The sequence below is a fragment of the Cellvibrio polysaccharolyticus genome (assembly GCF_015182315.1).
Classification (GTDB): domain Bacteria; phylum Pseudomonadota; class Gammaproteobacteria; order Pseudomonadales; family Cellvibrionaceae; genus Cellvibrio; species Cellvibrio polysaccharolyticus.
The window spans coordinates 216,071-235,550 of sequence record NZ_PRDL01000001.1; the positions used below are offsets into that span (position 1 = coordinate 216,071).

General features: G+C 46.9%; 17 protein-coding genes. 7 read left to right on the forward strand and 10 right to left on the reverse strand.

Annotated features, from left to right (window positions below; genetic code table 11):
* Positions 1–178: 178 nt before the first annotated feature.
* On the reverse strand, positions 179–907 hold the full coding sequence (locus C4F51_RS00940; protein WP_193906342.1) for a glutamine amidotransferase: 729 nt from the start codon (positions 905–907) through the stop codon (positions 179–181).
* Between the two features lie 257 nt (positions 908–1,164).
* Between C4F51_RS00940 and uvrD the strand changes: the two genes are divergently transcribed.
* Entirely contained in the window at positions 1,165–3,387 is a 2,223-nt protein-coding gene (uvrD, locus tag C4F51_RS00945; protein WP_193906344.1) for a DNA helicase II, read from the forward strand.
* 103 nt (positions 3,388–3,490) lie between these two features.
* On the opposite strand, the gene C4F51_RS00950 is transcribed toward uvrD, so the two are convergent.
* The 5 genes from C4F51_RS00950 to C4F51_RS00970 all read right to left on the reverse strand — a co-directional run bounded on the left by C4F51_RS00950 (position 3,491) and on the right by C4F51_RS00970 (position 8,338).
* Positions 3,491–4,942, reverse strand: a complete 1,452-nt coding sequence (locus C4F51_RS00950) for an OmpA family protein (protein WP_193906346.1) — start codon at positions 4,940–4,942, stop codon at positions 3,491–3,493.
* 160 nt (positions 4,943–5,102) lie between these two features.
* Positions 5,103–5,600: a TspO/MBR family protein gene (locus tag C4F51_RS00955; RefSeq protein ID WP_193906348.1), complete on the reverse strand. Its 498-nt coding sequence runs from the start codon at positions 5,598–5,600 to the stop codon at positions 5,103–5,105.
* Between the two features lie 36 nt (positions 5,601–5,636).
* Positions 5,637–6,269: a hypothetical protein gene (locus tag C4F51_RS00960; protein WP_193906350.1), complete on the reverse strand. Its 633-nt coding sequence runs from the start codon at positions 6,267–6,269 to the stop codon at positions 5,637–5,639.
* Between the two features lie 80 nt (positions 6,270–6,349).
* Positions 6,350–6,937, reverse strand: coding sequence for a DUF4136 domain-containing protein (locus C4F51_RS00965; RefSeq protein ID WP_193906352.1), 588 nt, complete (start codon positions 6,935–6,937; stop codon positions 6,350–6,352).
* A gap of 159 nt (positions 6,938–7,096) precedes the next feature.
* Positions 7,097–8,338 (reverse strand): glycoside hydrolase family 5 protein, encoded by a 1,242-nt coding sequence (locus tag C4F51_RS00970; RefSeq protein WP_193906354.1) that lies wholly within the window; start codon positions 8,336–8,338, stop codon positions 7,097–7,099.
* A 252-nt stretch (positions 8,339–8,590) separates the two neighbouring features.
* Here C4F51_RS00970 and C4F51_RS00975 point away from each other — a divergent pair, with 252 nt between their 5' ends.
* Positions 8,591–9,517 carry a DMT family transporter gene (locus C4F51_RS00975; RefSeq protein ID WP_235992247.1) on the forward strand — a complete coding sequence of 309 codons (927 nt, stop codon included), beginning with the start codon at positions 8,591–8,593 and terminating at the stop codon, positions 9,515–9,517.
* Positions 9,518–9,548: 31 nt separating this feature from the next.
* On the opposite strand, the gene C4F51_RS00980 is transcribed toward C4F51_RS00975, so the two are convergent.
* Positions 9,549–9,920, reverse strand: coding sequence for a YidH family protein (locus C4F51_RS00980; RefSeq protein WP_193906356.1), 372 nt, complete (start codon positions 9,918–9,920; stop codon positions 9,549–9,551).
* Positions 9,921–10,206: 286 nt separating this feature from the next.
* On the opposite strand from C4F51_RS00980, the gene C4F51_RS00985 reads away from it, so the two are divergent.
* Positions 10,207–11,079, forward strand: a complete 873-nt coding sequence (locus C4F51_RS00985) for a DUF3800 domain-containing protein (RefSeq protein ID WP_193906358.1) — start codon at positions 10,207–10,209, stop codon at positions 11,077–11,079.
* Between the two features lie 93 nt (positions 11,080–11,172).
* Here C4F51_RS00985 and C4F51_RS00990 read toward each other — a convergent pair whose 3' ends face one another.
* On the reverse strand, positions 11,173–11,580 hold the full coding sequence (locus tag C4F51_RS00990) for a GFA family protein (RefSeq protein ID WP_193906360.1): 408 nt from the start codon (positions 11,578–11,580) through the stop codon (positions 11,173–11,175).
* A 509-nt stretch (positions 11,581–12,089) separates the two neighbouring features.
* Here C4F51_RS00990 and C4F51_RS00995 point away from each other — a divergent pair.
* From C4F51_RS00995 to C4F51_RS01010, 4 genes are all read left to right on the forward strand, one after another.
* Complete coding sequence (locus C4F51_RS00995) at positions 12,090–14,693, forward strand: AAA family ATPase (RefSeq protein ID WP_193906362.1); 2,604 nt, start codon at positions 12,090–12,092, stop codon at positions 14,691–14,693.
* A gap of 175 nt (positions 14,694–14,868) precedes the next feature.
* Positions 14,869–16,011 carry a PIN domain-containing protein gene (locus tag C4F51_RS01000; RefSeq protein WP_193906364.1) on the forward strand — a complete coding sequence of 381 codons (1,143 nt, stop codon included), beginning with the start codon at positions 14,869–14,871 and terminating at the stop codon, positions 16,009–16,011.
* 140 nt (positions 16,012–16,151) lie between these two features.
* The gene (locus C4F51_RS01005) at positions 16,152–16,940 is read left to right on the forward strand and encodes a hypothetical protein (RefSeq protein WP_193906366.1); all 789 of its coding nucleotides are present in this window, start codon (positions 16,152–16,154) and stop codon (positions 16,938–16,940) included.
* A gap of 372 nt (positions 16,941–17,312) precedes the next feature.
* The gene (locus tag C4F51_RS01010) at positions 17,313–17,792 is read left to right on the forward strand and encodes a heme-degrading domain-containing protein (protein WP_193906368.1); all 480 of its coding nucleotides are present in this window, start codon (positions 17,313–17,315) and stop codon (positions 17,790–17,792) included.
* Between the two features lie 19 nt (positions 17,793–17,811).
* Here the strand turns inward: C4F51_RS01010 and C4F51_RS01015 are convergent, their stop codons facing one another.
* Positions 17,812–18,267: a GNAT family N-acetyltransferase gene (locus tag C4F51_RS01015; protein ID WP_193906370.1), complete on the reverse strand. Its 456-nt coding sequence runs from the start codon at positions 18,265–18,267 to the stop codon at positions 17,812–17,814.
* A gap of 5 nt (positions 18,268–18,272) precedes the next feature.
* Positions 18,273–19,475: a benzoate/H(+) symporter BenE family transporter gene (locus C4F51_RS01020; protein ID WP_193906372.1), complete on the reverse strand. Its 1,203-nt coding sequence runs from the start codon at positions 19,473–19,475 to the stop codon at positions 18,273–18,275.
* Positions 19,476–19,480 lie beyond the last annotated feature (5 nt).

Sequence of the window (19,480 nt, forward strand, 5' to 3'; positions counted from 1 at the left end):
TCAGGAAAAATCGGAGACGTTCCTTCGATAAAGCACAGTGTTCAGGCGCGGTCATGGTAGCTGTTGAGGACCGTCTGCCGCATGGATGCGGCAGTCGAGCCCCCAGGGAAGGGTTTACGGCGTGTCCTCAACAGCTACCATGGCCAAGCCACGCTTCAATATAATTGTAAGCACTTACTTACTTCAAAACCCCTTTCAAAGCTAAATCGGCAAAGCGTTGCAGAACCTCAGCCGCCACCGGAGTATCACTCACATTTGCCACCAATTCCTCCGGATTCTGCTTATCACGGCGTAAAGGTTCGGCCTGTTGCTGGATATACTCCCGCATAATCGGCGCATCGAATTCCGGGTGGAACTGAACGCCCCACGCCGCTTTACCTACCCGAAACGCATGGTGCGGTTCAAACGCATTACTCGCCAAATGCACCGCGCCCTCCGGCAAGCTCAACACGGTTTGGGAATGAGTCGCGTGGGCGGTAAAGGTTGCTGGCAAACCGCTGAACAAATCATCCGACTCGGCGTTTTCCGTTAACGCAACCGGCACCGTGCCAATCTCCTTCCCGTGGGGGTGATAGCCAACCACGCCGCCAGTTGCATGAGCCAGTAACTGGTGACCGTAGCAAATGCCCAGCACCGGCACCTCGGCGGCAATTAACGCGGGTAACCAGGCGGCTATAGCTTCACTCCACGGCTCTTTATCCGTCACCATCGCGTGGGAGCCGGTAATCACAATACCCGCGCAGGCTTCAGGATCGGGCAAGGCTTCTCCGGTGTTCGCACCAATAACGCGCACTTCAAGATCGGCATTTTTACCCAGCCCTTGCCGCACCCAATCCTCGAAATCGCCATTATCGGGCGCGAACGTCGGGAAAGTAGAGCCGGTTTTGATGATATAAAGCGAAGGCATGGTAAGAACTCCTGTACCAACGGTGGATCAAACAAGGGCGTTTTGCGCCAGATGCCCGGGTGAAAGCAAATCCTGTGCCCCACATCAGGCCAGGGTGAATTGCGGTGTCAGAATTCCGGCTTGCTCGGGCGCACGGTGGCCATCTGTATATTTAACCAGTACACTGCCGCTTACCTGTCCGGGCGTTTCGGCAAAATTGTCGCAACAGGTTACACTGGCGCCCTTTGATTGTCCGTTACCCAAGAGTCTGTCTGCCCATGGATGTTTCTCCCCTGCTCAACCACCTTAACGATGCGCAACGTGCGGCTGTGTCTGCACCGGCTGGCAATCAGCTGATCCTCGCGGGGGCCGGCAGTGGAAAAACCCGGGTGCTGGTGCACCGTATTGCCTGGCTGATTCAAATAGAACAGGTATCGCCCTGGTCCATTTTGGCGGTGACCTTTACCAACAAGGCGGCGCGTGAAATGCGCGGGCGGCTGGAAGAGCTGTTTAGTGAAATTGGCCACCCGGTCAACACCCGCAATATGTGGGTTGGCACCTTTCACGGCCTGGCGCATCGCTTGCTAAAAGCGCACTGGCAAGACGCCAACCTGCCGCAAAACTTCCAGATTCTCGACAGCGACGACCAGCTGCGTTTGATCAAGCGGGTGTATCAAACCCTCAATATTGATGATGAAAAATGGCCGCACAAACAGGCCCAGTGGTACATCAACGGCCAAAAAGACGAAGGTCTGCGGCCACAACATATTGAAGAAACCGCTGACCCCTTCGTGCGCACCATGCTGCAAATTTATCGCGCTTACGAAGCAGACTGCCAGCGCGGCGGCATGGTGGATTTTGCCGAGCTGCTGTTGCGCGCCCACGAACTCTGGCTGAACAAACCGCACCTGCTTGAGCACTACCGCAACCGCTTTCCGTTTATTCTGGTGGACGAATTTCAGGATACCAACAGCGTGCAATACGCCTGGCTGCGCGTGTTGGCCGGCAAGCAATGTTTTGTAACAGCGGTAGGTGACGACGACCAATCCATTTACGGTTGGCGCGGTGCCAAAATTGAAAACATCCAGCGCTTCGCTGAAGACTTTGGTGATACCGAAACCATTCGTCTGGAACAAAATTACCGCTCCACCTCCACCATCCTCAAAGCCGCCAACGGTGTTATTGCCCACAACTATGGTCGGCTGGGCAAAGAGCTGTGGACCGACGGCGACAAAGGCGAACCGATTTCGCTCTACGCGGCGTTTAATGAACAGGATGAATCGCGCTTTATTGTTGAGCGCATTCAGGAATGGGTACGCCAGGGCAAACCGCGAAACAGCTGCGCCATCTTGTACCGCTCCAACGCCCAATCGCGTTCGCTCGAAGAAGCCTTGCTGCGCGAAGCCATTCCCTACCGCATTTATGGCGGGCAACGATTCTACGATCGTCTTGAAATTAAAAACGCTACCGCTTACATGCGCTTGCTCAGCAACCCGCATGATGACGCCGCCTTTGAGCGGGTTATCAACACACCCACGCGCGGTATTGGCGGTAAAACGGTGGACGATATTCGCCAGCATGCTCGCGCTGCGGATGTTTCACTATGGCAGGCGTCGCACAATATGCTCGCGCACAAAGCACTTACTGCGCGTGCCGGTAATGCGTTGCAAACCTTCGTCACCCTGATAGAAACGCTCAGCGAGCGCGCCAGTGAAATTGATCTGCAAGGCGATACGCCAGCGCTGGATGAAATCGCCAAAATGGTGATTGAAGATACCGGCCTGCTCGACTTTCATCAGAATGAAAAAGGTGAAAAAGGCCAGGCGCGCGGCGAAAACTTGCAGGAACTGGTCAACGCCTGCCGGGTGTTTGATACTGATGAAAGCGAAGAACTCAGCCCGCTGCAACAATTCCTCGACACCGCCGCGCTGGACGCCGGTGAAACCCAGGCTGATGAATTTGAAGATGCCGTGCAGCTAATGACCTTGCACTCGGCGAAAGGCCTGGAATTTCCGCTGGTATTTCTCGCCGGTGTGGAAGAAGGTTTGTTCCCGCATCGCATGTCCGCCGATGACCCGGACCGCCTCGAAGAAGAACGTCGTCTGTGTTACGTGGGCATTACTCGCGCCATGGAAAAGTTATACATCTCCTACGCTGAAACCCGCCGCCTCTACGGCAACGAAACCTTCAACGCGGTATCGCGTTTTGTAAAAGAAATTCCCGAAGGTTGTATCCAGGAAGTGCGGTTAAAAACCGCCGTAAGCCGCCCGGTCAGTTTTCAACGCGGCACCACCACGCGCCTGAACTCCAAAGCCAGCATGAGCGACACCGGCGAAGGCACCGGCTTGCAACTCGGTCAGCGGGTGAAACACGCCCTGTTTGGCGAAGGCATTATCGTCCACTTCGAAGGCAACGGCCCCACCGCCCGCGTACAAATCAACTTCGACGGCGAAGGCAGCAAATGGCTGATGGTGCAGTACGCGAAATTGGAAGTGCTGTAATGGCGTAATAAAAAGCCGTTTACTGGTTAGTAAACGGCGGAAGCCTGCCCAAGCCTCTATCGACACAAACGGACAAAATGGCTTTTTTATTTTCGCCGGATAATTATTGCAAACGCTTCACCAGCTCCACGCGGCGGTTGAGTTTTTTTCCGGCTTCGGTGGTGTTGTTGGACACCGGGGCATAAGGGCCAACGCCTTCGGCTTGCAAGCGTGATGCGGCAATTTTTTGATCATCCACCAGAGCTTTGACTACCGCCGCGGCGCGGTTTTTTGACAGCGTCTGGTTTAAGGAACCGGAGCCGGTGTCATCGGTATGGCCAACCACATACAATAATAAATCCGGATTTTTGCTCAGCAGTTCGCCAATTACTTTCAGGGTTTCCAGCGACTCTTCTTTAATATCCGCTTTGCCGGTATCGAAATAAATGCCGTAAATCAGCGCCTTGCCATCGGCATCCAATTGTTGTTTCAGGGTGTCGGCGTTGATCGTTACCAGATCAGTTTCCAAGGCTTTGGTGCGCACAATATTTTGTTGTACCAGTGCATCGCTTTGATAAGCACCCACAAACACCGAAATAAAAACCTCACTACCGGCAATGTCTTTTTTCGCCAGCAGATAATAAGGGTTGCGGTAGTAGTTGTACGCATTGTTATTCAAAGAAGCCCTGGCACCCAGTGCCCGAACCTCGGACTCGCTACCGCACTGTGCCAGTGCGCAGGAAGAAAGAATAGTGAAGTCGGCCGTTTTCAGGGCTTGCTGATAATTCTCAAACGCTTTGAGCGATGAGGTATTGGCAATTTTATAAACGTGTCTTGCCAAATCGCCTTCGGTGGCAATTTCTGCTTGTGCTGTGTCTTTTGGCGCGGGCAAAAAAGTGAAGCGTTCGTGATCCACAAGGCTGTGCGTTTCGAGTTTTGCGCCAGGGTAGCGGGCAATTAACGGATGATCTTTTTCCAGTTCTTTTGCGTTAGCGGTTTCTTGCGGGCGTTGTGCTGCGCTGCCTTCTTTAAAATAATCGCTATTCATGTTTATCAAATCGTTTTGCAATGCCACTTCGCTAACCACTACCTGCTGCACCGCCACCGAGTCGTTATAACTGCCAATAAACCAGGCTGCGTAGACTTTTCCCTGGGCTTCTTCTTTTTGCGTTAGCAAATAATAGGGGCTGCGATAATGGTTATACACGCTTTCGGCAATAGCCAGCTTTCCGCCGACGCTATCCGGTTCCTGGCAGTTGTCTTGTTCGCAGGAAAACACCACCTTAAAACCTGCCGTTTCTGCGGCCTTGCGATAATTTTCATACACCTTCAACGACGATACCGATTTGATTTCCCAGGAGTGCCGGCTCAAATCGCCCACCACCGCCAGCGATGGCTGATCACCCGTTGCAGGAAAAGTAAAATTTTCGTATTGAATCAGGCTGGAGCGCTTTAATGACGCATCCGGGTAGGCGTTAAATAATGAGGTCGCGGTGTTTTTGGCCATTGCCGGCAGCGCAATCAGGCAACCGGCAAGCAGAATGGCAGGCAGACGAAGAAATCGGGAAGGTGACATAGGGATCGGGCTCCTTGATAACCGATGGCGTGCGGTTATATTTATCGTTGCCCGAATTGTACACAAAATATGTGACGGATGAACAACGTCCTGTGAGTTGCGAGTACCGCAGCGCACTGCCCGCCATTATTCAACCTGGTCTTGAGTAACCGGAAATACATTAACCCAGTATCAACGGGTTCAATTGCCAAACCGAATAATTCAACGCGGTCGCGAAACTGACCCACAATAAATAAGGAATGAGCAGCATGCCGGCCAGCGGTTTAATTCGCCAAAAGGCAATCAGCGTGGCGAGAATAAGCAGCCACAGCGCAATGATATCTATAAATGCCAGCGCGCCCAGGTGCCAACCGAAAAACAACCAGCTCCACAACGCATTCAGCACCAGCTGCACGAGAAACAGCGTAAGCGCGGTGCGCGCAAACGCAAAGCCGCCCACGCGCCACACCAGCCAGGCAGCAAAACCCATAACGGCATAAAGCACCGACCACACTGGCCCGAAAACCCACGACGGCGGTGCCCAACCTGGCTGCACCAATTGACCGTAAAAATTTTCTGCCTGAACAGAAGCCGCTGCACCAATGGCAGCGGTAATAAAGCAGATCAACAGCCAACCGACCAGACCGGTAATGCGTTGCGCTTTGGTTAATGAACTCATGCCGGTCTCCGGGCGTTGTCAGAAAAATTGCGTTAATTATTTAACGGCTTCACGCTGCCAGCCCTTATCGGTTTTACACAGCCGATACTGACCTTCGAGTGAAACGCCTTTGGAATCGAACAGGCTGATAGCAATATTTTTGCAATTACCTGCTGCGCCATCAAGTAACACTACGGTGCCATTCACTTTGGAGCCGGGGTTGAACCAGGTAACCGGAACACCGGCTTCGCCGCTTTCGAGTGCTTGCAAGGCGTGTAACTCAATCAGTTTGATATCGTCATCGCGCAACGCTTGCAACCGTGAATCGGCAACTTGCCATTTACTGGCAGCATTTTTACAAATGGTAAAGCCGTAGGTTTCGGCATGTTTTTTCGGTGCAGAAAAATTCAGTAAGGTGCGACGGCATGGCAAGCCGGCTTCGCTATAGCTGAGCTTGGGTAAAATTTTTACCGTTACTTTGGAATCTGGCGCTTGCCAGCGAACGATTTCCTTGTCCGGTGTGGTTTCAAGAATGTTGGCAATTTCTGCCTGCAAACTGTCAATGTCCTTGCCCGAAAGGTCGCTCATTAAACTGTCTTTTAAAAAACCGAAATTACTCGCGCTTACGGGCAATGCCAGGCTGCACAAAACCGGTAAAAGCCAGCGGCGTAAAGATGCTCGTTTATCCATAACTCACTCTCCAAAAATTACTACCAACTCGAAATACCAATGACAAAAATTGTTTGATCAAGGTTAGTTTTTAAGCGCTATCAAGGTTTTTTGTGCGACGGTACTTTTTGCAATAACGCATGGGCGGCGGCATTGGCGCCTTTGGTGAGATCCACCTGGTCTGCACCTGACTCCAGCAATTTGCTCACGCCCCCCTCCCACAATAAGTCATTACTTTTTGTGGCTCGCAAACTGAGTGTTACAACACCGTGTTCCAACATATTACCGGTGCCTTGCGGTTCTTCCCAGCCGGTGAAATAAAAATTACCGGCTTCATCCTGTGACCAGTGCGGCCCGTGAGCAGGTTCCTCAATGCCGGGCCGGGTGACTACCGAAATGCGGTAATCCACAATCAAATCCGCGTTGCTGGTAGCAGCTACATAACCTTTGTCTTTCAAACCGCTTTCTACCGCAGCACGAAATTTCGAATCGAATTCATAGGCATTGGCGCCATCGGCAGCCGTTAACGCCGCCGCTTCCCAGCGGTAAGTGTTGAGATTTTTCAATGCGGGGGATGCCGCCTGAATTTCGTAATAGCGAATGGGCGTGCAAGCAACCAGGGTGAGCAACAGCGCCAATGAAATAAAGCGGCCAGGGGTGCCTTTAACGGCAGAGAAAAGCGGGAGCATAATCCATATTCCATCTGGTGTAGGGTGTTTTGAGTATAGTCAGGCACCCTGAAAATGCGACAGCTCCGCACCGGTTAATCTTTCCTATGCCCATTAAAAAAGCGACCTGTGCCGCATGAGCACAGGTCGCTTGAAGGTGGGAGAAAGATCAATCAACCCTTAATTGCAATGAGTAAAGCGATCCGCCCCCGTCCAGCAAACGCCGGTAATAATGCAATCAGCCAAGTCATTATCAAAGGTGTTGGTGGCGTGGCTGAAAATTCTGAACCAGCCGCCGTCATCCCACACGGCAGTGGGATAGTGGCGCGATGTGGCTTCGGTGTAATGCATCTCCTGATACCACTTGCGAATATTGTTGCACTGCATGGTTTGCTTTTGCTTCTGCCAACCCACACCCCACTCGCTGACATAAATCGGCATGCCGCCGCCGACACTGCTGGCCCACTCCGAGGCGGTATCAAACGGTTCCTGCAGCATTGCAGCGGTCCAGTTCATCGCATGGTTGCCATCTTCCCCGGCAAAATCCCAGGGGCTGTAGTGGTGGAAAGACGCCATCACATAGTCATCTTTGCCGCCACCCACGTCGTCCAGATTCGGCCAGGCGCGCGCCAGTTCGTGGGCACCAAACCATTGGTCGCCACCAATAATGATGATCCGCCGGGGATTGGCCGCACGGATTTTGGCATAGGCTTTACCGCTCATTAAACGCAGATTTGCCGCCGGCATGGCTGCACCGCCATTGCTCACGCTGGCGTGTGGTTCATTGAGTAACTGGAACATCAAACGGGGGCTGCGATCGCCCACTATGTCCGTCACATCTGCCCAGATACGCTCCAGCACCGCAGACCGGCTGGCGCTGTTATCTTTCAGGCCATACTCATGATGGGCATTAATGACCACATACATACCGTCCAGTGACAGCGCGTAATCAATGGTGGCGATAATTTCTGCCAGGCGCGGGTTATTGCGGTCAACCACACCGGTTAACGGGTTGGCCAGGCGGTTGCCATCTACCGGCTCGGTCCAGGTGATGGGAATACGAAGGTTGCGAAAGCCTTTGGCATGGTAGGCATCAATTTTTGGTTTTGAATTGGCAAAGGAAGACGGGTTTTGATCGCCCTCAAAGGTATTGCCCAGGTTAAACCCCGCGCCCATCTCTTCAATGGCCTGGCCCGCCGTTTTCCAGAGTTCACCGGTGGATGCCGAACTTTGTGCGGATGAGCTTGCGTAGGAACTGGAGCTGGTAACCGTCGCGCTTTCACTTTGCTGGCTGCTTTGTGCGCTGCTTGATGAACTGCTGGTGGCTGCCGAGGGCGGTGTTGATGAACCTCCGCCCGACCCGCCACAAGCGGCCAGGAGCAACGGAAACGCAAACAGCATCAAACCATTTTTTATCAACATACTATTCTCCAGAGGTACCCGGTGAGTTATGTGTTATCCGGGAAAATTGCCAGGGGGTACAGTGAGCTTGATGGGTTTTATATCATCCAGGCATGCCCGACAACCCATCAGCGTTATGTTCGCTCTGAAGGGTGATTTAGCAATAACGCCACGAAAAAGTAGACCGGATAGCCGTATTTTCTGAAGTTCGCACCTGTTCTGTCTCTTGCGGAGTATCATTACCACCTGCACCATCATTGATGAGAACCCAGAATGCCCGACCCCCAAACCGGTTCTGCACCGGTTGCACCGGCCATGCCCCACGGTAAAGCCTTTAAAGGTTTTTTGCTGGCGCTCGCCGGTTTACTGCTATTTGCCTGTATGGACGCCTCCACCAAATATTTAACCGCGCATTACAACGTGCCTTTTGTGGTGGCGATGCGTTATCTCATTCACTGCGGGTTGATGTTGTTATTGCTCGCACCCCGCCATGCCGGAAGTTTGGTAAAAACGCAGCGCACCGGCCTGGTCGTTTTGCGCGGTGCCACGCTGGTCGTATCGTCATTGTGTGTGGGGCTGGCGTTGCAACGCATGCCGCTGGCAGAAACCACCGCGATCAACTTTCTTGCGCCCATGCTGGTCATGCTGGTGGCAAGCCCGGTACTGGGTGAACGCATCGGCACCATTGGTTGGCTGGCAGCAGGTGCCGGTTTTATCGGTGTATTACTTATTGCACGGCCCGGTGGCGGGCTGGATGCGCTCGGCGTTTTGTTTGCCATGGGCGCAGTGGTTTCCAACTGCATTTATCAACTATTGTCCCGCATTCTCGCGCGCACCGAAAAAGCCGTTGCCATGTTGTTTTACACGGCGCTGGTCGGCTCTATTGTCTTTGGCTCGCTGTTGCCCTGGTCGTGGGAAAGCGACACGCCCTCGCAAACGGAGCTGGTGCTGTTTGGCGTGATGGGCTTATCTGCCGCGCTGGGCCACTATCTATTTACCCTCGCCTACCGTTACGCCGCCGCTTCGGTGTTATCACCGGTGCTGTATTTGCAACTGCTGTGGGCGGCGTTACTGGGCTGGTTGATTTTCGGCACCCTGCCGGATGCGCTGGCCACGGTAGGTATGATTATTATTGCCGCGTCCGGTTTTTTAATGGCATTCAAAATGCGCTGGGGTGGTAAAGCGAAAACGAAAAAATAACCAATCAGGTGTGATTGGTTTGTTGTAGCCCTCAGCCACGCCAAAACCAGAGCGCGCCGGTCAGCAAAATAGCGAACACGCCGATGGCAACATTCACCAGCAAACCCCAGCGCGCGTTGTAACCGGGTGGGAACTCGGCAGGTGTTAATGTGGCAAGCACCTGCCGATACTGAAAAGCAGAAAATAGCGAGGTAAACGCACCGAGCAAAATAAACGCCAGTCCCAACCAGAAAGTCGCCAGCATTTGTGCGGCATGCATGGCATTCGGCGCAATGCTATCTACCAGCAAACCGGCCCGCTCCACCACAAACCCGAAGGCAATTAACGACAAGCTGGTACGGTTCCACGCCAGCAAAGTACGCTCGGCCGCAAACAACACTCTCGGATCTTTCAAATCAGACATACCCAATCCCGCACTCACAAGGTTATTCAGCCTGATGGCTAAAGCCATCATAGCGGGTGGGCGGGGAGTAGGGAAATATTGACCCCTTACAGCACTACTTTTAAAACACAGGGCAATAACGATGGGAGCCCATTAAACAGTCTCTTCAGAAAAACATTGGCATTCAAAATGGCCGCTGCTTTAATGCAGGAATAACGAAGTATGTTGAATTCCTACACTTTTATGCGCTTCGTGGCTAAACCTGCCTGCTAATTTCTAAAACTATTGGGTGAATTAAGGAGCTGATATGCCTGATAACCAACAATTACCGCTATTTGAATTGGACTCGTCAAATATTCCACCGGTTGCACCAGCGAACGATGCCGCCCCTGATAATACTGAAAGCCCTTTTAGTAAATATATTGTTTATGTCGATGAAAGTGGCGACCATGGCATGCAAACAGTGGATGAACAATATCCCTTGTTTGTACTGGCTTTCTGTGTTTTTCATAAGCGTCATTACAGCGAGAAAGTGGTTCCTGCGCTGGAAAAATTTAAATTCAATTACTTTGGTCACGATCAGGTCATCTTGCATGAAAATGAAATTCGCAAGGAGAAAGGCACATTTACCATTTTTCGCAGCCGTGAACAAAAACACCAGTTTATCGGTGATTTAACGGACATAATTGAGTACAGCAATTTTATTTTGATCAGTTGCGTGATTGATAAACGCTCGCTGCGTAAGCAGGTTGATATGGAATCCAACCCCTACCACATCGCATTGGGTTTTTGCCTGGAGACTTTGTACGAGTTTTTACAGGAAAAGCATCAACAAGAGAAAAAGACATTTGTGGTAGTCGAATTCAGAGGCAAGAAAGAAGATGATGACCTTGAATTGGAATTTCGGCGCATTTGCGATGGCAACAATTGTTTCAATCAACCCTTGCCTTTTGAGGTGTTGTTTTCCGATAAAAAAGCCATGTCATCCGGGCTGCAATTGGCAGATCTGGTCGCCAGGCCGATAGGATTAAGTGTGCTGCGACCACAACAGGAAAACCGGGCTTTTGAAGTATTAAAACGAAAGTTCTATTGCGATGGTGGCAGAGCCGAAGTAGGGAAAGATTATGAGGGGTTGGGGTTAAAAATTTACCCTGCTTCAGAAAGCGAAAAGCCCCGATGATACTCACCGAGGCCATAACGCCGACCGGGAACCCCCAATCCATTTGCGTATAGTATAGACAACGATGCCGCCTCATATCAACAGCGGGAATGCTTACGTTCGATCCGCCGGGTGGTTAACGCCATCCGCAACCGGAATATCTTCAATATGCATGGGGTTAATGCCCTCAAGACAAGCAACATTGAACCCGTACTGTGACGGGTTTGAGCGGCGTTGATGGTGTGTGTAAATGCCGCATACCGAACAAAAATAATGGCGGGCCATATGGGTATTGAACTGGTACAAGCGCAACACATCCTCGCCTTGTACCACGCGAATACCACTCAACGGCACCGAAGCCACAATTGCCCCGCGCCGCCGACACAGCGAACAATCGCATCGCCGAATATCCACCAGCCCATCCGGCAAATCCAGTTCAAGCACTACCGCTCCGCAATGACAACCGGCACGGTGTTTGGGTTGAATGGCGGCGCCATTTACCGATTTCAAATCAAGGCTCATAAAGGTTCCTTTGTGTTGAATAAGTATCTTAAAAACGAGGCGAATCAATTGGTAATGAATAGATGGCGTGTAATGTGTGTAATATTATCTTAAAGGGATAACCAGAGAAAAATTTATAACTAATTGATATCAAGAACTCATCAGGTGCTATGGCGCATAAATATCCCTTGGGATTTAATGAGTAGAAATTCAATAAAGCAGCTGGCTTTAATGTATGGCAGAAGGAACGGTAAAGCGCATGTTCAGAAATATATTTACCTCGCAGCTCAAGTTCATAGCCTTCCCAATAAAAAATATTTTCTATGAAAGTATTTAAAAGTTTTAATTTCTGCTTTGTGCCCAAAGCGGACACGTGCGCGAGATAACGAGGGCGCCACTACATCTCCTCCATTGACTATGTTTTGAATAGTCATACTTAAAAAAATAGCGTCTTTGTGCATCTTCAAAATTAAAAATCGAGATGAACTTTGGTTCTTATTAATGAATTCTTATAGAAGAGAAATTGAAGCATGGAAGATAATATAAAGACAGCAGAGGTAGTAAAGACCCTTGAAGCAGAGGTTAAAGTTTTTGCTAATTCTCAACCGTATTGGGCGAAATACTTGTGTTCTGAAATGTTAGCGGGCAATGAAATTTCTGACACCATAATTGACACTGCGTACTCTTGCTTACTTGAAGAATTAGGCCTTAAAGAAGAAACTGAAAAGCCCGAAATTTCTATTTCTTACAACTCTAATGCATCAGACGATTTCAAAGAACATTTATCCTTCGACTCCCTAACTGACGTTGAAGGAGTTAATGCACTTACCGAAAACCAAATCATTGAGTTAACAAAAAATCTTACCATCATTTATGGTGCTAATGGTGCAGGAAAGTCTGGATATGTTCGACTTCTGAAAAACACTTTTTACTCAAAAGACAAGAAGGAAATTCTTCCAAACATCAGTATTGAGTCAGGACACAAACCAATAGCTGCAACATTTAATTTTTCTTCAGATGGAGTTAAGGTTTCATTAAAATATCCCGACAACGCTGGTAACGGAATATTTAATCAATTTGCTGTTTTCGATGGAGACATTGGCAAGAAACACCTAAGTGTAAGAAACGATTTTACTTTCCGTCCTGCTGGCCTGCGGTTGTTTAATGATTTTAACGCAGCTTTAGAAAAATTAAACGCAAAGCTTAATAGCGATATTCAGACAAAAACTATAGTAAACCCGTTTGCCGATGATGATATTTTTCAGGGTGAGTCTGAAATAAAGGCTTTTATAACTCAGTTATCTCATAATTCAAAACTTGAGGAGTTAAAGGCGCACTTGCCTTATTCTAATGAGGAAAAAGAAAAGAAAACTCAGCTTGATAAGCAATATGACGACTTAAAAATCGCCCTCGCTCAAAAAGATAAATTCCTCAAGGAATTGCAACGCATAAAAGTGCAATTAGCTACTCGAAAATTGAATTTAGAAAGTCAAAATCTGTTGTTTTCTCAAACACAGTTAGACGCTGTAATATCAACTATCGCTGCTTGCAAAACAAAAGAAACCGTCGCTCAAAAAGAAGGCTTTGAGAAATTCAAAACCGATAAGGTCAAAAATGTAGGCTCCACAGAATGGAAGCAATTCATTCAAGCGGCTGAAAATTTTGCCTCAACCCAAGAAGAAATCGAATATCCAGAAATTGGCGATAACTGCTTATTATGCCACCAATCAATTATCGATGATGTACCTAAAACTCTGATACGTAGTTATTGGGCCTATATAAAAAGTGTAGCTGAGCAAGAAGCCAGAACAGAGAATGAAAAGCTTATCAAAATTAAAGAGGAATACGAAAAATTAGACTTCGATAAATTTCCTGAAGATGACACTGTGACTGCTTGGCTAAAAGAAAAATACGAAACTGAATTAACAAAAATTGAAGACCAACTGAAAAAGCAAGCTGCAATAAGTGAATCGATTATTTCAAGCATCAATAAAAAAAACGATTTTCCACTAGTTGAAATGCAATTGGATTTAGATTCTTTAGATACTATTAGTACGGAAATAGATATAGAAATTAAGGCGTTTGAAGAAGATGAGCAAACTAAAAATCTGGCTGATCTACTACAACAAAAAACGTATTTTGCTCATAAGGAAAAGCTAGTCGTCAGATATACTGATGTTGAAAAATTGCATAATAATATGATTTGGGTAAACAAGGCCAATAAGTTCAATAAGCAAAGCTTCAAGTCCCAATCAACCAACACGGAAAAACGCATATCAAAAGAATATTTCAATATCGATTATATCAATGCATTTAATGACGAATGCGAAAAGCTGAATGGAAATTTCGGCATTGAAATAGATGCGAAAAGTTCAGATGCGCAATCTAATCGTCAACTTTTTCTTAAAGGAAAAGACCCTTCTGCAATTTTGAGCGAGGGCGAACAAAAAGTAATTGCGCTTGCTGATTTTATTGCGGAAACCAATATCACAGCAATCAATAAAGGAGTTATTTTTGACGATCCCGTTAACTCTCTTGATGAAAAGAGAAAGAGCGTTATTGCTGAACGTCTTGTTTCTATTTCTGATGAAAAGCAGGTTATAATTTTTACACATGATTTAGTGTTTGTTTCTAGCTTAATAAACTATGCCACAGATAATAGTCTGCTACATGAGTGCCACTGGATTGAAAACAGAAATGGAAATCCTAGACAAGTTTGGTTAAGAAATTCTCCATCTTATGAAAAGGTTTACCGTAATGCTGAGCCTGTAAAGAAATTATACTCAGGTGCAAACAAAGACGAGTGCGCACCAGAACACAGAGAGTTTTTAGTTAAAAGCGGATTCACTGCATTGCGTACTTGCTATGAGGTTTTAGTAATTAATGATTTATTTAAAAATGTTGTACAAAGATATAATGAACGAGTAAGTGTTGATAGCCTTTCCAGTGTCCATTTTGACGAAGCTTTAATAAATGAACTCCTTGATAATTTTGCCCAATGCTGTAGGTATATGGAAGGACACACCCATAGCGACAGGTATGCTTACAGAAAACCAGAGCTTTCTAATCTCAATGAAGAGATTCAACGATATGAAGTAATAAGAAATAAAATAAGGAGCTCCAAAAAATCATAACATCTACAATTAGTGTAATTTTTTGGATAGATGGTACCTAGGGAATAGAATTGCATTGGGTAAAAAATTAAGAGATACACAAATTATCCATCTAAATTTTTCAGTAGTGCTGAAAAATGCAACGAATGACGTATTCTGTTTGAAAGACATGAGGTTGATTACGAGATGAAAACAAATGGATGAGAGCATACCCTTAATACTGGATTCTTCTGTGTTTAGACAAGTTCCGAAATTGAATTCTCAGCTTTTCAAAGAAATTGTGAAATATACTCGGGTTGGTATTTATAAAATTTATATTCCCGAGATTGTCGAAAAGGAATATATATCATGGATAAAAGGCGAAGCTCAAAGTTCTTATGATAACGTGGTTAAGGCAACGCAATTACTTCACAAGTATTACGAATCTCCTAAAATCCTGGGTTTTGATTTTACATTCAACGCTACTGCATCAATTGCTGCGAACGAAATTAATGGCATTTTGAAGAAAGTTATAAATAATTGGAATGATTTTAAAGTTAATACAAATGCATCCATTATCCCTATACTTCCCGAACACGGAAAATTGGTTATGGATGCATACTTTGATGGCGCAACGCCGTTTGATAAAATCAAAAATAGAGTAGATATTCCTGACGCATTTATCTATTTTGGTATCAAAGAAATACTTAATATCAGTGAGAAAGTGGTATTTGTAACCGGGGATAAAAGATTTTCAGAAAAATTACAGGGTGAAACTATTTTATGTTTTGATAGCCTATCAGATTTGTTTTCTAGTGGCCCTGCAAAACTCGACGGTCAATACTTTAATCACCTAAATAGTGATGATAGAAGTAGGATTTTGTTAAATATCCACAAGGAGTACATACTTAATAAATTATCATCAGAGTTAGCGGTGTCGGAGCTGGCGGATGTTTTTAGTGGCGATCTAATAGATCATACCATTGGTAAGTATCACGATTATTCATTTGATATAAATAATTTAAGCTATTTAGTTGGCGATATAAAAAATATATCCGATAGTTCGTTGCTTGTTCCTTTTAGCGCAAATATCATTTGTTCGATAAAATCTACCGCATCCAAAGTAGAATTATCTTCCGTGGACGCTCAACGATTGGTAAAAATCGAAAGAGAAGTTGATGATGGGGAATTTAACCTATGCGAGAAATATGAAACACCAATTTCGGGGCATTTTAGTGTCACGTTTCAAGATGGCGACCCTACAACCTGGAAAGAAGAGAAGCAATCAGACAGCATTTTCTCCGAGCCAGAAATAAAAGAAATAAGTCTCGCGCTGGAAGATCTTCAGGCTAATGCCTGACGGTAAACCACAGTAATAACAAGTAAATACCATTATTTTTTTAAATATTTATTTCTGTTTAGTATCAGAACTGTTTATAACGTTCGCTTTTGGCCGTAGTGTTATAATAAATTGCAATAAATGGAAGGATTGACCTCACAATGAGTGAGAATTACAAAGCAAGAAAATTTTCACGTGTTGCACAAAGATTTGTATGTCCTATTTATAAAAAAGATGGACTTGGAGGTTTTTATTTTTCCTCAACAATAACATTTGTAAAATACAAATCTGAATTCTTTTGTATTTTTGCTGCTCATGCATTAGATAAAAGTGAAATTGGTATAGAAAATTTCGGTGTGTTTGCGATTGATGGATCATTTATTTCATTAGCTGAAATCACGCATACATATAAAATCTATACTGAGTATGACATTGTTATTTGCAACACAATTTATAAGATTGAAGATAAAAATTATTTTGATATTGAAGATATTAGACCATCTAAAAGTTTTAAAGAGAATGGGTTTGCATGGATCGGTTTTCCTCAAGCTAAAGCAGTAAAAAATATTCATAAAACGAAATCAACCAAGCCGCATATCGCTCAATATGTAACCCACCTCAGCGACGGAACCCTGAAGTGGGAAAATGCCAAATTTTTATTGTTAGGCTCTGAGTTATACTCCAAGACAAGCACTGATTTAATTGGAAAGCATGACAATGAAAATGTTACCTACGAACACGAAGGATATAAACATAAAGGTTATTCACTAAGAGGAATGAGTGGAGGGGCATTTTTTCATGTTGATAGGGAAATTAATTTTGAATCCCCAGAAATCGATTCATATTTCTTTGCAGGGATAGGCCTTGAATACAATGACAGAGATAAGGTGATTAAAGGCAGATCTCGGAGCTTAATCCTTAACTTGATTATTGATTTTCTGGGCTCGTAGGCGAGTTAGCTTCAGGGTCCGCTTTTGGCCGAAAGCAGACATTGCAAAATAAACCAAAATTTTTTCTCTTCGGGGTGAATTACTTTGGTTTTTTAATCGATAGAAAGTCTTGGGTCTAAAAATCAAGCAGATACTTAATAACCTCAAGCTTCTACACCGACCAGTAATATAACTGCTGTGCCGTTTCGTTGGTTTTCTGAGTGAGCCAGTAGATGCAGTCACTGGTCTACTTACCGGAAGCGCCTTAATATTGCCACCAAAGTTAAAGGATGAAGAAGGAATCACAGAGTTATCCCTTGAAAGCAAAAACCAGCCCGGCCAGAATAAAGCACTAGCACAAATGTCAGCAATTATGCCCGTGGAAGAATCCATATGAACAACGATATTTTAAATGAGTTATTAGCCCAGGAAGATGAGCTCCAACTTCATTACTTCAACAACGACACAGCTTGGGAATTGGGCAATTTGATTAAAGCTGCTGCCGATAAAACGGCGGCGCCAATTGCTGTTGAAGTTTATGCTTTTGAGCATGTGTTGTTCAGTTACTTTATGCCGGGCACCAATAAAGACAATCACGATTGGATAAAACGTAAACGCCAGTCCGTTATGCGCTTTAGCCACAGTTCTTACTATCAGGGGCAATATAACGCGCTCAAAAATCGTAACTTTGAGTTAATCCCCCATCTGGACCCCAAAGAGTATTGCGCCCACGGCGGTTCATTTCCCATTCGCCTTAAAAACAGTGGTTTGATCGGCGCGGTAACGGTATCCGGTTTGGCACAGGAAATTGATCACCAGATGGCGATAGATGCCATGCGGATTATTGTGGGGGAGCAAAAAAGGGGAAGTTAATCCCCTCTCTTTCATTGCGTTAAAAATCAATTCTGTACTCAATAATCCCTGGTTTATCCGCCACCCAGTCATACAACCGCTGTGCGGTTTTGTTGGTTTCCTGGGTGTGCCAGTAAAGGCGGTCGCTGTTTTTTTCGGCGGCTTTTTCTTTTACGTATTCAATCAATTTTTTGCCGATGTGTTTGCCGCGGGTGGCCGGGTTGACGAACAGATCTTCCAGGTAGCAGTAGTTATTGATTCCCCAGGTGGAATCGTGGAATAAGTAGTGGGCAAAACCGAGGATGGTTTCCCCTTCCCTTGCGACGGCGCAGTACACCGGCACCTTTTCATCAAAGAAGCGCTGCCAGGTGGTTGCGGTGACGTTATCCGCGAGTTGGACTTTGTAAAATTCCTGGTAGCCTTTCCAGTAGGGCAACCATTGCTCGTAGTCTTCCTGCTTTACGGGTGTAACGATAATTTCCGGGTTGTTGCTCATGGCGTTTACTCACTTTTCAGTTTTTTTGACAAGGTTGCAGTTAATAAAACGTGCGCAGCGAGGCCGATAAGCAAGCCCCAAAAAGCGCCGCCGATACCGAACAAGGTGATATTGGCAGCGGTAACCAAAAACGTAATCAGCGAGGCTTCACGAGAGGCCGGGTCAGCGATGGCGGCGGTCAGGCTGCTGGAGATGGTACCGATCAAGGCAATACCAGCCAGCGCTGCAATAAACGCGGCAGGGAATGCCATAAACAAGGTCGCCAGAGTTACGCCGAATATTCCCACCAGTATGTAAAACACACCGGCAATAACACCGGCTATCCAGCGCTTGCCAGGGTCCTGATGGGCTTCCTTGCCGGTGCAAATGGCAGCGGTAATCGCGGCAATATTCATGGCGTGGGAACCAAAGGGCGCGAATAACAAAGAGCCGAGGCCGGTAACGGTCAAAATCGGGTTGGCGCTGGTTTTATAGCCGTCATTGCGCAGTACCAGCATGCCGGGAATGTACTGGCCGGTCAGCGTTATCAAAAATAATGGCAGTGCCACACTTAACAGTGCATTCCACGAAAAAGCCGGTGCCGTAAAAACCGGTGTTGCTATGGCCAGTTGAATGCCGGATAAATCCAGCCGGTTTTGCAGCATTAGCCACATCAGCCCCGCGACCATCATGCCTGCCACCGCGTAACGACCTGCAACCCGCCGTAATATCAGGTAGCTGGCAATCATCAATATCACCAACAGTGGTTCAATGTTTACGGCAGCAAAGGCACCGATACCAAACTGCAACAAAATACCGGCGAGCAAACCGGCGGCGATGCCGGGCGGAATCAGCCGGATCACTTTTTCGAAATAACCGCTCAGCCCCAGCGCGATAAACAGCGCGGCGGATATCAAATAAGCGCCGATGGCTTCCGCGTAGGAAATGGTTGGCAAAGCAATAATCAGAAACGCAGCTGCCGGGGTAGACCAGGCGGTAATGATCGGTTCGCGGGTGCGCCAGCTCAGCAAAATGCAGGTCAGCCCCACACCAATCGATGACGCCCATACCCAGGACGCGGTTAATTCCGCAGACAGCCCTGCCATGCTGGCAGCTTGAAATACCAGCACAAAGGTGCCGCCGTAATTGACGATAACGGTCATTAACGCGGCGATGGCGGGGTGTAACAGATCAAATGACCGTTTAGGTTTTTCCAAATAGCTGTACATCAGCG

Bases quoted from the DNA above. Each gene is read 5' to 3' on its own strand.
- C4F51_RS00940 (WP_193906342.1), bottom strand. From the start codon at position 907: ATGCCTTCGCTTTATATCATCAAAACCGGCTCTACTTTCCCGACGTTC.
- uvrD (WP_193906344.1), top strand. From the start codon at position 1,165: ATGGATGTTTCTCCCCTGCTCAACCACCTTAACGATGCGCAACGTGCG.
- C4F51_RS00950 (WP_193906346.1), bottom strand. From the start codon at position 4,942: ATGTCACCTTCCCGATTTCTTCGTCTGCCTGCCATTCTGCTTGCCGGT.
- C4F51_RS00955 (WP_193906348.1), bottom strand. From the start codon at position 5,600: ATGAGTTCATTAACCAAAGCGCAACGCATTACCGGTCTGGTCGGTTGG.
- C4F51_RS00960 (WP_193906350.1), bottom strand. From the start codon at position 6,269: ATGGATAAACGAGCATCTTTACGCCGCTGGCTTTTACCGGTTTTGTGC.
- C4F51_RS00965 (WP_193906352.1), bottom strand. From the start codon at position 6,937: ATGCTCCCGCTTTTCTCTGCCGTTAAAGGCACCCCTGGCCGCTTTATT.
- C4F51_RS00970 (WP_193906354.1), bottom strand. From the start codon at position 8,338: ATGTTGATAAAAAATGGTTTGATGCTGTTTGCGTTTCCGTTGCTCCTG.
- C4F51_RS00975 (WP_235992247.1), top strand. From the start codon at position 8,591: ATGCCCGACCCCCAAACCGGTTCTGCACCGGTTGCACCGGCCATGCCC.
- C4F51_RS00980 (WP_193906356.1), bottom strand. From the start codon at position 9,920: ATGTCTGATTTGAAAGATCCGAGAGTGTTGTTTGCGGCCGAGCGTACT.
- C4F51_RS00985 (WP_193906358.1), top strand. From the start codon at position 10,207: ATGCCTGATAACCAACAATTACCGCTATTTGAATTGGACTCGTCAAAT.
- C4F51_RS00990 (WP_193906360.1), bottom strand. From the start codon at position 11,580: ATGAGCCTTGATTTGAAATCGGTAAATGGCGCCGCCATTCAACCCAAA.
- C4F51_RS00995 (WP_193906362.1), top strand. From the start codon at position 12,090: ATGGAAGATAATATAAAGACAGCAGAGGTAGTAAAGACCCTTGAAGCA.
- C4F51_RS01000 (WP_193906364.1), top strand. From the start codon at position 14,869: ATGGATGAGAGCATACCCTTAATACTGGATTCTTCTGTGTTTAGACAA.
- C4F51_RS01005 (WP_193906366.1), top strand. From the start codon at position 16,152: ATGAGTGAGAATTACAAAGCAAGAAAATTTTCACGTGTTGCACAAAGA.
- C4F51_RS01010 (WP_193906368.1), top strand. From the start codon at position 17,313: ATGAACAACGATATTTTAAATGAGTTATTAGCCCAGGAAGATGAGCTC.
- C4F51_RS01015 (WP_193906370.1), bottom strand. From the start codon at position 18,267: ATGAGCAACAACCCGGAAATTATCGTTACACCCGTAAAGCAGGAAGAC.
- C4F51_RS01020 (WP_193906372.1), bottom strand. From the start codon at position 19,475: ATGTACAGCTATTTGGAAAAACCTAAACGGTCATTTGATCTGTTACAC.